This is a genomic window from Microbacterium galbum (genome assembly GCF_032464915.1).
Lineage (GTDB): Bacteria > Actinomycetota > Actinomycetes > Actinomycetales > Microbacteriaceae > Microbacterium > Microbacterium galbum.
The window spans coordinates 531,592-545,949 of record NZ_JAWDIS010000001.1 but is presented as its reverse complement, the minus strand read 5'-3'; the positions used below and the strand labels follow the sequence as shown (position 1 = coordinate 545,949).

Genomic DNA, 14,358 nt, shown 5'->3' with positions numbered 1-14,358 from the left:
ACGGCGTGTCTTGGACACTCACCGCCGTGTGGGGCGAGCGACGGGGCGGCGGTCAGGGACGGGGGAGGAACCCCGCGAGCTGCTCGGCGATCACCCGGTCGACCTCGGCCGGATCGGCGGTGGGGGTGCCGTCACCCGGCTGCGGGCCGTACGCGCCGAACGACGCGTGCGAGGCACCGGGGATCTCGACGAAGGCGGCATCCGCGGTCAGTTCGCCCTTGGCATCCGCGATCTTCTGCGGGGTCGACAGCCCGTCTTCCGAGCCCGACAGGCTCAGGACGGGGAGCCCGGATGCCGAGAGGTCGTTCGCGCAGTACGAGGCGAACAGCACGAGCGCGTCGGCGTCGGTCGCGAGCTGGCACGCGCGCACGCCGCCGAGCGAGTGGCCGCCCACCGCCCAGGTCGAGACGTCGGGCGCGAGGTCGGTGAACGTCGACAGCGGACGGGGGTCGAAGAAGGCGAGGTTCAGCCACGGCTTCGTGATCACGACCGTGACGCCGTCGTCGACGACGACGTCGGCGAGGGTGGCGATGTAGCCCTCCGCCTGCACCTTCGCGCCCGGGATGAACACCAGTCCCTGGCCGGTCGCTCCCGCGGTGGGGGAGAGCACGATCCCCGCACCGTCGTCGGTGATCGTCAGCCCGGGATCCGCCTCGGCCGAGGCGAGCGGGCCCGGTTCGGCGCCCATGACACCGACCTGACTGTAGATCAGGATGCCGCCGACCAGCACCACGACGAGGGCGCCCAGGCCGCCGAGGGTCCACCGCAGCCATCGGCGACGGCGGCGGGGAGCAGGGGCGGCGGGGGCAGCGCTGTCTGTCACGTAGTCGAGCGTATCCCCGGCCGCCGGCCGTGCAGCGTCGGTCCTGCCCGCGAACACGACACCGCCGACGCGCCGCCCGATGCGGCCGCGTCGGCGGTGTCGGAAGGGTTCAGGCCGAGAGAGCCGTCTGCCGGGCGGCGACGACCTCGACGATCCGGGCGAACAGCGGGTGCGCGGCGTCGAGTCCGGTCACCTGCGCCGTGAAGGCGTCGGCGTCGAGCTCGCGCAGCAGGCGCTGCAGCTCGACGGCCTGGGCGTCTTCGGCATCCTGGAACTCCAGGGCCGCGGCCATCGCGGCGACGAGCGCATCGACGCTCAGGCCCCGCTCGATCGCCTCGGCCGCGGGTCCCACGAAACGCTCGTGCCGCGAGAGCTTGCGCAGCGGCTGCCGTCCGACGCGCCACACGGTGTCGGGCAGCGCGGTGTTGCGGAAGCGGCGCAGGATCGTCGCGCGGTACTCGCCCTGCACGCCGGCATCCAACTCGTGCTTCTGCACGAGCAGCGCGCTGGTCTCCTCGAGCGCCGCCTCGACCTTGGCCGAGATCGCCGGGTCGGCGAGGGCGTCGGAGATGCGCTCGATGCCCGCCTGCGCCCCGAAGTACGCCGTGGTGGCGTGACCGGTGTTGACCGTGAAGAGCTTGCGCTCGATGTAGGGCTCGAGGTCGTCGACGAAGTGCGCGCCGGGGATGTGCGGAGGGGTGTCGCCGAACGGGGCCCGCTCGATCGCCCACTCGTAGAACGGCTCGACGGTGACGTCGACGCCGCCCTGAGCCTGGGCCGGCACGATGCGGTCGACCGCGGTGTTCGCGAAGACGGCCCGGGACGCCAGGGCATCCCACGACTCGCCGGCGAGCTCGACGACGTGGTCGTGCAGCTGGTCGGTCGCGCCGATCGCGTTCTCGCACGCCATGATCTGCAGCGCCGGCAGCGACGGGTCGCGCAGCGCGAGACCGGCGACGATGTGCGGAGCCACGAACTTCAGGATGGTCGGGCCGACGGCGGTGGTCACCACGTCGGCGGTGGCGATCTCGTCGACGAGGGCCTCGGCATCCACCGAGCTGTCGATCGCGCGGAAGTTCGTCACCTGCTTGTCGACGCCGCCCTCGCCCACCTCGTGGACCGTGTACGACGTCGCGTCGTTGATGGCGGACACCAGCGCCGCGGAGACGTCGGAGAACACGAGGTCGTACCCGCCCTCGTGCAGCAGGAGGCCGACGAAGCCACGGCCGATGTTGCCCGCGCCGAAGTGGACGGCCTTCATGCGTTGACGGAGCCCGCGAGGGCCTCGTAGAGCTCCTCGGGGGAGGAGGCGGCCTTCAGACGCGCGACATCGTCCTCCTCGGAGAAGAGCATGGCGATCTGCGACAGGATCTCGAGGTGCTCGTCGCCCTTGCCGGCGATGCCGATGACGAAGGTGACGGGTTCCCCGCCCCAGTCCACGCCGCCGTCGTACCGCACGACCGACAGACCGGACTCGAGGATCGCCTGCTTGGTCTCGTTGGTGCCGTGGGGGATGGCGAGCTCGTTGCCCATGTAGGTGGACACGGTCTGCTCGCGCTGCTGCATGGCGGCGAAGTAGTCGGCGGTCACCGAACCGGTGGCCTGCAGCAGATCGGCCGCCTCTTTCATCGCCTCCTCGCGGGTGGCGCTTCCGGGGTGGATGCGGACGGATTCGATGCGGAGGACGTTCGACATGGTTCTCGCCTTTCTCGTCGTGCTGTCCAGCCTCGCAAAACGCGGGCCGGACGGGAAGACGCCAGGGGCCGGGCTGACGCTCCGACCCCTGGCGTGCTATTGGGTTACTTGGCCTCGTGCTGCGAGCGGACCATCTCCACGACCTCGTCGTACCGCGGCGAGTTCATGAAGTTGTCCACCGAGACGTGCACGGAGTCGGGCGACTGCGCCTTCGCGCGGTCGGTGAGCTGGTTCTGCGTGATGACCAGGTCGGCCGAGCCGTCGAGGTTCGCGATGGCCTGGTTGGTGACCGTGACCCCCTCGATGCCGGCCTTCTTGATCTTGTTGCGCAGGACGCTCGCGCCCATGGCGGAGGAGCCCATGCCGGCGTCGCAGGCGAACACGATGGTGTTCAGCTGCTTCACGGCGACCCCGCCCCCGAGACCGCCCAGCGCGGCGTCGACGTCGTGGTCGGCCGACTCGGTGGTACCCGAACCGGTGGTGCCGGCAGCGCGCGTGCGGAGGGCGCCGAGCGCCGACGACTCCTTGCCCTTGTTGGCGGCGGTCTGGTCGATGGCCGCGGCGAAGCTGTCGCCCTCGGCCTCCTGGTCGCGCTTGCGCGAGGCCCGGAGGATGACACCGGCGACGAGGAAGGTCACCACGGCGGCGACGATCACCGACAGGTAGACCACCAGCAGGTTGGCGGGGCCGGCGCCGATGGCGGCGACGGTGACGGCGATGATGCTGCCGGGAGCGGCCGGGAAGGCCAGGCCGCCGCCGAAGATCATGTTGACCGCGACGCCCGAGGCGCCACCCGCGATGAGGGCGAGGATCGTCATCGGCTTGGCGAGGGCGTAGGGGAAGTAGATCTCGTGGATGCCGCCGAGGAACTGGATCACGATGGCGCCGGGAGCCGAGGCCTTGGCCGCACCCACGCCGAAGAACGTGAACGCGAGCAGCAGACCCAGGCCGGGGCCGGGGTTCGCCTCGATGAGGAAGAGGATCGACTTGCCGGTGTCAGCCGCCTGCTCGATGCCGAGCGGGGTGAAGACGCCGTGGTTGATGGCGTTGTTGAGGAACAGCACCTTGGCCGGCTCGACGATGATCGACAGCACCGGGAGCAGGTTGAACTGCACGAGGAACGCGACGATGCTGCCGAGGACCGCACTGATGCCGAGGAAGACGGGACCGAAGGCGAAGAAGCCGACGATCGCGAGGATCATGCCGAGGATGCCGGCGGAGAAGTTGTTCACGAGCATCTCGAAGCCGGGGCGGATCTTGCCGTCCCACAGCTTGTCCATCTGCTTGGTGATCCAGGCCGCGAGCGGGCCCATGATCATCGCGCCGAGGAACATCGGGATGTTGGTGCCCACGATCACGCCCATGACGGCGATGGTCGCGACCACGCCACCGCGCGCGCCGTAGACGATGCGTCCACCGGTGTTGGCGATGAGCAGGGGCAGCAGGTAGGTGATCATGACGCTGACCAGGCCGACGTAGCCCTGGTAGGTGCCGCCGTCGGCGTTCGCGGTCAGCGCGGTCGCTGCTCCGGGCCAGCCGATGGTGGCGGCGTCACCGCCGCCGCCGAGGATCTCGGCGACCGGGGCCCAGTGCCAGCCGAAGGGGCTGTTCGCACCGAAGAACCCGGCGGGGATGAAGAGCATGGTGATGAAGCCCCATGCGATGAATGCCGCGATGTTCGGCATGATCATGCCGGAGAGGAACGTGCCGAATCGCTGAACCGCGATCCGTGCCCCTCCCGGCTTCTTGGCGGGTGACGTCGTCGTCATTGCTGTGTCTCCTTGGTAGGTGCACGGCGGGAGCCGCGCGATGGGGGTACGGCGTGCGCCGCGGTGCAGAAGGGGGCGGCGGTCGCCGCCCCCGGGGGTTTACGGGGTGGGAACGAGAGCGGAGGCAGCCTGGGCGGCCTCGCGGGCGGATGCCGCGTCGTCGGCGGACAGGGCGGCCTCGGCGATGCGGCGGGCGTCGTCGAGGGTGTGACGGAGGAGGGTCGCGCGCACGTCGGCGAGGGCCGTGGGGGCCATCGACAGCGTGGTCGCGCCGAGTCCGACGAGGACGACGGCGAGCAGCGGATCGGCCGCGGCCTCGCCGCAGATGCCGACGGGCTTCCCGTGCGCCTGGCCCGCGGCCCCGACCTCGCGGATGAGGCGGAGGACGGCCGGATGCCACGGGTTCTGGAACGACGCGACCGAACCGAGCAGGCGGTCGGCGGCGAGCGTGTACTGCGTCAGGTCGTTCGTGCCGATCGAGGCGAAGTCCGCGATCTGGAGGATGCGATCCGCCAGGAGCGCGGAGGAGGGGACCTCGACCATGACGCCGGTCGTCTTGAGGCCGTAGTCCTTCGCGAGCGCCGTGAAGTAGCGGGTCTCCTCGACGGTGGAGACCATGGGCGCCATGACCCACAGGTCGGCGGGGCCGGCCTCGGACGCGCGGGTCGCGGCATCCGCTTCGGCGAGGGCGGTCAGCTGCTCGCGCAGGATGTCCTCGCTGGCGCGGAGGGCACGAAGGCCCCGGAGTCCCAGCGCGGGGTTCTCCTCGTGCGCGTCGTTGAGGAAGGGCAGCGGCTTGTCGGCGCCGGCGTCGAGCACGCGCACGACGACCTTCTTGCCGGGGAAGGCGCTCAGCAGCTCGGTGTACGCCGCGCGCTGCTCCTCGACGGTGGGAGCCGAGCTGGAGCTGAGGAACAGGAACTCGGTGCGGAACAGGCCCACGCCCTCCGCGCCCAGCTCCACGGCCTCGGCGGCACCGCCGGGCTTTCCGAGGTTGGCCAGCAGGGGCACCTTCGTGCCGTCGGCGAGGGCGCCGTCGGTGATGGGGGCGGATGCCGCGGCCGCACGGGCCTCGGCACGGTTCGCCGCGCGGGTCTTCTCGTCGTCGGTCGGGTCGACGGTGACGACGCCGGCGGCGGCATCCACGATCACCGACTGCCCGTAGACGAGGTCCTTCGCACCGCTTGCACCGACCACGGCGACGATCGACTTCTCGCGCGCGAGGATCGCGGTGTGCGAGGTCGGCCCGCCCTCGGTGGTGACCAGGGCCAGAACCTTGTCGAGGTCGAGCAGGGCGGTGTCGGCGGGGGCGAGGTCTTTGGCGACCAGCACGAACGGGTGGCCGGGATCCGGGATGCCGGGGGCCGCGACACCGCGAAGCCGTGCGATCACGCGCTGGGCGACGTCGTCGAGGTCGGCGGCGCGCTCGCCGAGGTAGCCGCCGAGGGCCACGAGCTGCTCGCGGAACGAGGCGAAGGCGTCGTGCACGGCGAACTCGCCCGTCTTGCCGCTCGCGAGGCGGCTGTCGACCTCCGCCTCGAGAGTCGGGTCCTCGGCGATCATCGCCTGCGCCTCGAGCACGTCGCGGGCGGCGCCGCCCGCCTGCGCGCCGCGGGCCTCGAGCTCGCGCGCGACGGCGCCGATCGCCTCGCGGACGCGGGCGGTCTCGTCCTCGACGCTCAGCTCGCTCTTCGCATCCTTCGGGGCGGGCAGGGGCTCGGCCATGCGCGCGATGGGTCCCTGGGCGACGCCCAGTCCGATTCCGACTCCACGGAGTTCCGTCATGGTGTGTGTCTTCCTTACTCGGCGTCGTGGTCGGTGGTCAGCAGCTCGGCGAGGCGCTCGAGCGTCGCGTCGGCGTTGTCGCCGTCGGCGGTCAGGGTGACGTAGTCGCCCTGCTCCAGCCCCAGCGCGATGATGCCGAGGATGCTCGCGGCGTTGATGGGGGAGCCAGCGTCCTTGGCGAGGGTCACCGGGATGCCGGATTCCTTCGCCGCCTGCGCGAACAGCTTCGCGGGGCGCGCGTGCAGGCCGTGCGACGATCCGATGCGGACGGTGCGGGTCAGATGGGGCATGGGTCTCTCCGTCGAACTCAGATCGTGTCCGCCGGCTGGCGGGAGCGCAGGGAGTCCTCGACCAGGGCGAGGGTTCGGGTGCCGCTGAGGTCGGCGAAGACATCGTCCGGGAGCAGCACGACGGTGGCACCGCGGGCTTCGGCGTCGCGGCGGATGTGCGGGAGATCGTCGGCCAGGTGCGGGCCGACGAGCACGACGTCGGCGCCGTCGAGGTCGATGGGCAGCGATCGTGCGGTCCCGGCCGAGGCGTTGTAGTCGAGGCCGCGGTCCCGCGCAGCACGACGGACGCGCTGCGCCACGAACGTGCTCGACGCACCCGCTCCACACACCACGAGGATCCTCATCGACCGGCCTTTCTTCCTCTCGATTGTGCGCACCCGCCTCACAGGAGACAACCAGGTTCGTTTCCCACCCCCCGGAACGCGGATGCCGCGGCCCCGCGCGCTCGCGCCGCGCGTGCCGTCGCGCGCGTTCCCGCGCCCGGTGGGGAGGGGCGTGAAAGGATGGACGGATCGCCGCCCACCGGGGCGGCGCGGAGGACGGATCGTGACGACGAAGGCTCGCCAAGACCGCCTGCTGGCCCTGTTGCTGCGGGACGGGGAATGGTCGACCGCCGCATCGCTGGCGGACGCGCTCGGGGTCACACCGCGCAGCATCCGGTCGTACGTCACGGCGATCAACGCCCGGGTGTCGTCCGGTGCCGCGATCGAGTCGGGTCCCCTGGGGTACCGCGCGGGCGGCGATGCCGCGGCGGCGCTGCGTTCCCTCTCCGGGTCGGATGCCGGCACCCCGCGCGACCGCCTGCACACCCTCGTGCGGCGCCTGCTCGACTCCGCCGACGGCATCGACGTCTTCGACACCGCAGACGCGCTGCACGTGAGCACCGCCACCCTCGAGGCCGACCTGTCGCGCGTGCGCGGCCTTCTCGGCGGGACCGAGCTGACGCTGGAGCGCTCGGCATCCACCGCCCGTCTGCGCGGGACCGAGGTCGCCCAGCGGCGCCTGCTGTCGAAGCTCGCGCACGACGAGATGGATGCCGGCCTGTTCGATCTCGACGCGCTGCGGCGCACGCTCGGCGAGCGCTCGGTCGGGGCGCGGGCGTTCGGTCCGTTCAAGGCGGAGCTCGTCGCCGAGCTGGGGGCGCTCGGCTACTACGTGAACGAGATCGGCATCGGCGACGTCGTGATGCACATCGCGATCGCCGCCGACCGCACCACCCGCGACCGCGCGCTCGGGTCTCCCGGCGGCGACTCCTCCGACGCCGCCGCGGCGGTGGTCGAGCTGCTCGACCGCCTGACCGTCAAGCACATCGGCGTGCAGCTCGGCTCGGGCGACCTTCGCCACCTCGCCACCCTCGTGCTGACGCGCATCGTCGCCCCGGGCTCGCCGGGCGGCGACGACGTGCGCGCGCGCCTCGACCCCGCGGTGGAGGCGGCCGTTCGGCTGGTCGTCGACAACGCGGCATCCGAGTTCCTCGTCGACATCGCGCACGACGACTTCATCCTGCGGCTGGCGCTGCACGTGCAGAACCTCCTCGCCCGATCCCGGGAGCAGGCGTGGTCGCGCAATCCGCTGACGCGGTCGCTGAAGTCGACGTATCCGATGATCTTCGAGGTCGCCGTGTACATCGCCAAGGGTCTGCAGGACGGTCTCGGCATCCCGATCCTCGACGACGAGATCGCCTACATCGCCATGCACGTCGGCGGGCGCCTCGAGCGCAGCCGTCGCGCCGACCAGCTGTTGACGGCGACCATCGTGTGCCCCGGGTACTACGAACTCCACGAGCTGCTGCGCTCGAGCGTCGACCGCTCCCTCGGGCAGGCGATCGAGGTCGTCGGCGTCGAGACGCGCATCGACCCGGCGTGGGATGCGATCGAGACCGACCTCGTGCTGACCACGATCGACCCGCCGCGGCCCGGTGACCGGTTCGTGCGGATCCAGCCGTTCCTCACCGACGCCGACGTCGAACGCGTCCAGGCCGCTGCGGGACGCATCCGCCGCGGGCGACGCCTGGCGCGCCTGCGCGATGAGCTCGAGCGCTACTTCGCGCCGGGCGCGTTCGTGCGGGGCCTGGATGCCGCCGACGGCGAGGCCGGCGTCATCCGTCGCCTGGGCGGTCTGCTCGTGGAGCAGGGCGTCATCGACGAGGCCTACGTCGCCCGTGCGGTAGAGCGCGAGTCGATTTCGTCGACCGCGTTCACCGATGCCCTCGCCGTGCCGCACGCGATGGGGATGACCGCGACGCAGACCCGCATCGCCATCGGCATCGCCGACCCTTCCATCGCGTGGGGCGAGGGACGCGTGCAGGTGGTGGCTCTCGTGGCGTTCAGCGAGACCGACCGCGAGGCCTTCCAGACGGTGTTCGAGCAGTTCGTCGAGGTCTTCAGCGAGCGCGAGAGCGTGCAGCGCATCGTCCGCCGCGCGACGTCGTTCCCGGCCTTTCTGGACGAGCTGGTCGCGGTGATCGACGGCTGACGCGGCCTTCCCCGGGTTCGGGGCGCGATGTTGCGTTTGGGGCGCCGAATACTCCGCCCCGAGTGGAACCGCGCGCCCCGAACCGCGTGTTGAGGGCGTGATCAGGGGAGTGGGATGTGGAACGCCCGCAGGCGGGAGGCCAGAGTCGCGGCGTCGCGGAGGTGGGGCCAGCCCCAGCGGACGACGGGCCTCCCGGTGGTTCCGCGTATCCAGTCCTCGCGTTGCTTCTCGGCGAGCATCACCTCGGCCGCCGTCCGACCACCGCGGAGGCCGTCATCGACGTACTTCCCGCGCCCGTCGAACTCTCCCCAGGCGTTCACGTCCTCGATGCCGAAGTCGACGTAATACGAGCCTCCCGTGGGCGTCGCCACCGGGACCTGCAGACGCAGCGACCGGAAGCCGAGCTCGGTCAGGCGGATGCGGCTGATGCTCTCCCCGGGAAGCTGCGCGCGACCGTCAGCGAATGCGAGAGCGCGTGCTGCTCCTGCGCGACCGTGCGCCGACCGCATCGAGATCGCGAGTGCCGCGGCTCTGAGTGCGTGCGCCGCGTCTTCGTCATACCCTCCGTTGCCTCGGCCCGCCGTGTGTCGTAGTGCGCCGTCGAGCGAGCACACCGCGTTCTCAAAGGGCGAGGTACGTGCGACATCGGCCATGGTGCGGGTGAGCGCGGTCACCTTCAGGCCGTTCCTCTCGACGACCTCGTCCGGCTGGAGCTCTCCCCGGTGCCGGACGGCTGAGGCGATCGGGCCCCGGCGATGCTCGTCGAGGATCAGGTGGACGCGCTCGCCCGAGGGCGCATGCACGGGGAGGCCGTGAAGTGCGGCGGCCGTCTGATGGGAGAACACGGGCGCCTCGCTGCACATCAGCGCGAGTGCCCTTGCGCGAACGACCATCCACTGTTCGGGACGGAGGCTCGCGGCTCGCTGAGGGTCGACGTAGACGCCGGGACGCACGCGCTCCAGGACCCCGGCGCGAAGCCGGGCGTCGAGGCCGTGCCGGTCGATTCCCGCCTCGAGCAGCTCAGCCCGGCGGAGGAGGGGGATCTCGAATGCTGCATCCATCGCCCCACCTTCGCGAAGTCCACTTTCGCGTGGTGCCCCGCTCGTTGCCGCGGTGGATAACCGCCGCTGTGGAGAACACCTCGATCTGGTTTGGGGCGCGTTCTACCGTTTGGGGCGCGGAATACCCCGCCCCAAACGGAATCGCGCGCCCCAAACCAGGAGAACGCCGCCTCAGCGCACCGAAACCAGCAGCTCCTCGGCGCCGGCGCGCAGCGCGGCGAGGCGCCGCGCGGCCTTCTTCGCCGACGAACCGCGCACGTCGAGGTACAGCTTGAGCTTGGGCTCGGTTCCGCTCGGGCGCACGATGAGGCGCGAGCCGTCGTCGAGCCACAGTCGCAGCACGTCTCCGGGGGGCAGGCCGTCGACGCCCTGCAGCAGGTCGTCGATGCGCGACACCGCGACCTCGCCGACGGCGGACGGGGGCTGGGCGCGAAGGGATGCCATGATCCCGGCGATCTCGCTCACGTCGCTCACGCGGATCGAGATCTGGTCGCTCGCGAACGCGCCGAACGTCTCACGGAACTCCTGCAGCAGGTCCGCGACCGTGCGGCCCTCGGCGCGCGCCGCGGACGCCATGCCGAGAAGCGCCACGGCGGCGGAGATGCCGTCCTTGTCGCGCACCGTGCCGGGGTTCACGAGGTAGCCGAGGGCCTCCTCGAACCCGAACACCATGCCCGGTGCCCGCGAGATCCACTTGAAGCCCGTGAGGGTCGAGTGGAAGTCCAGACCGTAGTGCTCCGCGACCGCCTGCAGCCCGGGCGACGAGACGAGCGAGCAGGCGAGGGATGCCGCAGCCCCGGGACCGTCCGCATCGGAGCCGCCCGAGTCGGCCGCGGCCCGCGCCGCGCGCCACCCCAGCAGCAGACCGATCTCGTTGCCGGTGAGCCGGCGCCACCCGCCCTCGGCGTCGGCGTCGGGGATCGCGACGGCCAGGCGGTCGGCATCCGGGTCGTTGGCGATGACGAGCTCGGCGTCGACGGCGCGCGCGGTCTCGAACGACAGGTCCATGGCCCCGGGCTCTTCGGGGTTGGGGAACGCGACGGTCGGGAAGCGCCCGTCGGGGTGGATCTGCGCCTCGACGACCGTGGGCTGGGGGTAGCCGGCTTCGGTGAGCACGCGCGAGACGGTCTCCCATCCGACGCCGTGCATGGCGGTGTAGACCCAGGTCAGGCCCTCGGCGCCGGTGGGCGCGGGGGCCACCGCGGCGGTCGCGGCGACGTAGGCCTCGACGACCGACTCCGGGGCGTTGGCGTAGCCCACCGAGCGGGGCAGCACGGTGACGTCGCCCTCGTCGGCGATCCGCTGAATGTGGGCGGCGATCTCCGCATCGGCGGGGGAGACGATCTGTGCGCCCTCGTCGGCGCCGCCGAGGTAGACCTTGTAGCCGTTGTCGTCGGGCGGGTTGTGGCTGGCGGTGACCATGACGCCCGCGTCGGCACCGAGGTGGCGCACGGCGAAGGCGAGCACGGGCGTGGGCAGCAGGCGGGGCAGCAGGATGGCGGTCAGTCCCGCGCCGGCGAAGATCTCGACCGAGTCGCGCGCGAACACGTCCGAGTTGCGACGCCCGTCGTACCCGACCACGACGGTCGGCGTGCCCGACGACCGCTCGCGCAGGTACGCCGCGAATCCCGCCGCCGCCTGGGCGACGAGCACCCGGTTCATGCGGTTGGGGCCGGCGCCGAGCGTGCCGCGCAGTCCCGCCGTCCCGAACGCCAGGCGGGTGGAGAAGCGATCCTCCAGGTCCGCCGCAGCCTCGGCATCCCCCGTCTCGACGCGGGCGACGAGGTCCTCCAGCTCGGCCCGGGTCACGGCATCCGGGTCCTGTGCGATCCAGGCCCGCGCGGCGTCGAGGTGGGCGTTCACAACGCGCCGATCACGCGCGCGAGCAGCGCGGAGATGACGGGCTCGGCCTCGCGGCCGGCCTCGAGCACCTCTTCGTGGCTGAGGGGGGTCTTCTGGATACCGGCGGCCAGGTTCGTGATGAGCGAGAAGCCGAGGATCTCCATGCCGGCCTGGCGGGCGGCGATCGCCTCGAGAGCGGTGGACATGCCCACGATGTGGCCGCCGATGGTCTTGGCCATCTGCACCTCGGCCGGCGTCTCGTAGTGCGGCCCGCGGAACTGCGTGTAGACGCCCTCGTCGAGGGTCGGGTCGATCGATAGCGCGAGCTCCCGCAGGCGGGTCGAGTAGAGGTCGGTGAGGTCGATGAAGGTCGCGCCCTCGAGGGGGGAGTCGGCGGTGAGGTTGATGTGGTCGCTGATGAGCACCGGCTGGCCGGGCTTCCACGTCTCGCGGATGCCGCCCGCGCCGTTGGTGAGGATCATGGTGGTCGCACCGGTCGCCGCCGCGGTGCGGACGCTGTGCACGACCCGGCGCACGCCGTGGCCCTCGTAGTAGTGGGTGCGCGCTCCGATGACGAGGACGTTCTTGCCGCCCGGGGTGCGGACGCTGCGCAGGGTGCCGACGTGGCCCTCCAGCGCGGGCTTGCTGAAGCCGGTGACCTCGGTGGCGGGGAACGACGCCGTCTCCTCGCCGATGAGTTCGGCGGCGCGCCCCCAGCCCGACCCGAGGGTCACGGCGATGTCGTGGTGCTCGACCCCGGAGAGGCGGGCGATGTCGGCCGCTGCGGCCGCGGCGACCTCGAAGGGGTCGACCGCCGGGTCGTCGAGCGGGTGAGATGTGCTGTTGGACATTCCCCCACTCTAGAAACTGCGGGGCCCGCGGGCCAGACGGCACACGCGTGCGGTCAGCGTGTCGGACCGACCTGGGTGGCGCATCGGCATCCGCCCAGCGCTGACAGAATGGATGCCATGGTGCAGAGCTTCGAGCGCAAGCAGTCCGTGGCGATCGTCGGCGGCGGCCCCGGCGGATACGAGGCGGCCCTTTCCGCGGCTCAGCTCGGCGCCGACGTCACCCTCGTCGAGCGCGCGGGAGTCGGCGGCTCGGCGGTCATCACCGACGTCGTGCCCTCGAAGACCCTCATCGCCACGGCCGACGCGGCCGTCGCGATCCGCAACGCGAGCAGCCTCGGCGTGCAGCTCTTCGCGAAAGACGACCGCGGCAAGCCGCTGACCCCCGAGGTCGCGATCAACCTCGCCGCGGTCAACCAGCGTCTGCTCTCGCTCGCGCGCCAGCAGTCCGACGACATGCGCGCCTCGTTGCTCGAGGCGGGCGTCCGCATCATCTCCGGGCACGGCCGCCTCGACGGCAACGGCGCCGTGGTGGTCTCGACCGAGGCCGGCGGCACCGATTTCGACCGGGTCGAGGCCGAGACCCTCGTCGTCTCGGTCGGGGCGTCTCCCCGCGAGCTCCCCTCGGCCAAGCCCGACGGTGAGCGCATCCTCACGTGGACGCAGCTCTACAACATGAAGTCGGTCCCCACCCACCTCATCGTGGTGGGCTCGGGCGTCACCGGCGCCGAGTTCGCCTCGGCGTACATGAACCTCGGTGCCAAGGTCACGCTCGTCTCGAGCCGCGACCAGGTGCTGCCCGGAGAAGACCAGGATGCCGCGGCGGTGCTCGAGCGCGTCTTCCAGCGCGGAGGCATGACGCTGCTGGCCAAGGCGCGCGCCGAGTCGGTGGTGAACACGGGCGACGGCGTCACCGTGACCCTGGCGGACGGACGCACGATCGAGGGCAGCCACTGCCTCATGGCGGTGGGCTCCATCCCGAACACCGCGGGGCTCGGCCTCGAGCAGGCGGGGGTGCAGATGACGGCATCCGGACACATCCGCGTGAACCGCGTGGCGCGCACCTCGGTGCCGAACATCTACGCCGCCGGCGACTGCACCAACTTCTACCCGCTCGCGTCGGTGGCGTCGATGCAGGGGCGCCAGGCGATCTTCCACGCGCTGGGCGACATCGTCATCCCGCTCGAGACCCGCCGCATCACGGCCAACATCTTCACCGCCCCCGAGATCGCCACGGTCGGCTTCAGCGAGCAGGACGTCACCGAGGGGCGCATCGCCGGCAAGGTGCGAAAGCTCCCGCTGTCGGCCAACCCGCGCGCCAAGATGCAGGGCATCACCGACGGCTTCGTCAAGCTGATCGCCCGCGAGGGCAGCGGCACGGTCATGGGCGGCGTCATCGTCGGCCCCAAGGCATCCGAGCTCATCTACCCGATCGCGATTGCCGTCGAGCGCCGCCTCACGGTCGACCAGGTCGCCCGCGTCTTCGCGGTGTACCCGTCGCTGACGTCGAGCATCACCGACGCCGCGCGCGCGATGCACATCGTCGACCGCGACGATCCCGGCGAGGACTGAGTGTTGCGGATGCCGCGTGCTCGCCGCATCCGTCACCGTTCCGCGGCGCGCGGGGTGTGGGTTGACGCATAAACGCTTCTCGCGCGCATAAACGCGCTGTGCTCGCGTTTATGCGCGGGGATCGCGTTTATGCGTGGGGTTTCGCCGCAGGGTGGGGTTCCGCGGCCCGGTGGGGCCTGTGTGTCGCGAATGCCGCGT

The 14,358-nt window shown here is 71.5% G+C and carries 12 protein-coding genes; 2 read left to right on the top strand and 10 right to left on the bottom strand.

The window, feature by feature from the left end:
* Positions 1–52 precede the first annotated feature (52 nt).
* From RWH45_RS02635 to RWH45_RS02605, 7 genes are all read right to left on the bottom strand, one after another.
* The gene (locus RWH45_RS02635) at positions 53–823 is read right to left on the bottom strand and encodes an alpha/beta hydrolase (protein ID WP_315993367.1); all 771 of its coding nucleotides are present in this window, start codon (positions 821–823) and stop codon (positions 53–55) included.
* A gap of 109 nt (positions 824–932) precedes the next feature.
* Complete coding sequence (locus RWH45_RS02630) at positions 933–2,084, bottom strand: mannitol-1-phosphate 5-dehydrogenase (protein ID WP_315993366.1); 1,152 nt, start codon at positions 2,082–2,084, stop codon at positions 933–935.
* Entirely contained in the window at positions 2,081–2,518 is a 438-nt protein-coding gene (locus RWH45_RS02625) for a PTS mannitol transporter subunit IIA (RefSeq protein ID WP_315993365.1), read from the bottom strand. Before RWH45_RS02625 ends, RWH45_RS02630 begins: the two co-directional genes overlap by 4 nt.
* A 104-nt stretch (positions 2,519–2,622) precedes the next feature.
* Positions 2,623–4,287 carry a PTS mannitol transporter subunit IIBC gene (locus RWH45_RS02620; RefSeq protein ID WP_315993364.1) on the bottom strand — a complete coding sequence of 555 codons (1,665 nt, stop codon included), beginning with the start codon at positions 4,285–4,287 and terminating at the stop codon, positions 2,623–2,625.
* A gap of 99 nt (positions 4,288–4,386) precedes the next feature.
* On the bottom strand, positions 4,387–6,072 hold the full coding sequence (gene ptsP, locus RWH45_RS02615; RefSeq protein WP_315993363.1) for a phosphoenolpyruvate--protein phosphotransferase: 1,686 nt from the start codon (positions 6,070–6,072) through the stop codon (positions 4,387–4,389).
* A 14-nt stretch (positions 6,073–6,086) separates the two neighbouring features.
* The gene (locus tag RWH45_RS02610; RefSeq protein ID WP_076674181.1) at positions 6,087–6,362 is read right to left on the bottom strand and encodes an HPr family phosphocarrier protein; all 276 of its coding nucleotides are present in this window, start codon (positions 6,360–6,362) and stop codon (positions 6,087–6,089) included.
* 17 nt (positions 6,363–6,379) lie between these two features.
* On the bottom strand, positions 6,380–6,706 hold the full coding sequence (locus RWH45_RS02605; protein WP_315993362.1) for a PTS sugar transporter subunit IIB: 327 nt from the start codon (positions 6,704–6,706) through the stop codon (positions 6,380–6,382).
* Between the two features lie 202 nt (positions 6,707–6,908).
* On the opposite strand from RWH45_RS02605, the gene RWH45_RS02600 reads away from it, so the two are divergent.
* Positions 6,909–8,837, top strand: a complete 1,929-nt coding sequence (locus tag RWH45_RS02600) for a BglG family transcription antiterminator (protein WP_315993361.1) — start codon at positions 6,909–6,911, stop codon at positions 8,835–8,837.
* A gap of 101 nt (positions 8,838–8,938) precedes the next feature.
* Here RWH45_RS02600 and RWH45_RS02595 read toward each other — a convergent pair whose 3' ends face one another.
* The 3 genes from RWH45_RS02595 to RWH45_RS02585 all read right to left on the bottom strand — a co-directional run bounded on the left by RWH45_RS02595 (position 8,939) and on the right by RWH45_RS02585 (position 12,591).
* The gene (locus RWH45_RS02595; protein WP_315993360.1) at positions 8,939–9,898 is read right to left on the bottom strand and encodes a type IV toxin-antitoxin system AbiEi family antitoxin domain-containing protein; all 960 of its coding nucleotides are present in this window, start codon (positions 9,896–9,898) and stop codon (positions 8,939–8,941) included.
* A gap of 171 nt (positions 9,899–10,069) precedes the next feature.
* On the bottom strand, positions 10,070–11,761 hold the full coding sequence (locus tag RWH45_RS02590; RefSeq protein WP_315993359.1) for a phospho-sugar mutase: 1,692 nt from the start codon (positions 11,759–11,761) through the stop codon (positions 10,070–10,072).
* Complete coding sequence (locus RWH45_RS02585) at positions 11,758–12,591, bottom strand: purine-nucleoside phosphorylase (protein ID WP_315993358.1); 834 nt, start codon at positions 12,589–12,591, stop codon at positions 11,758–11,760. Before RWH45_RS02585 ends, RWH45_RS02590 begins: the two co-directional genes overlap by 4 nt.
* A gap of 108 nt (positions 12,592–12,699) precedes the next feature.
* On the opposite strand from RWH45_RS02585, the gene RWH45_RS02580 reads away from it, so the two are divergent.
* Positions 12,700–14,160: an NAD(P)H-quinone dehydrogenase gene (locus RWH45_RS02580; protein WP_315993357.1), complete on the top strand. Its 1,461-nt coding sequence runs from the start codon at positions 12,700–12,702 to the stop codon at positions 14,158–14,160.
* Positions 14,161–14,358 lie beyond the last annotated feature (198 nt).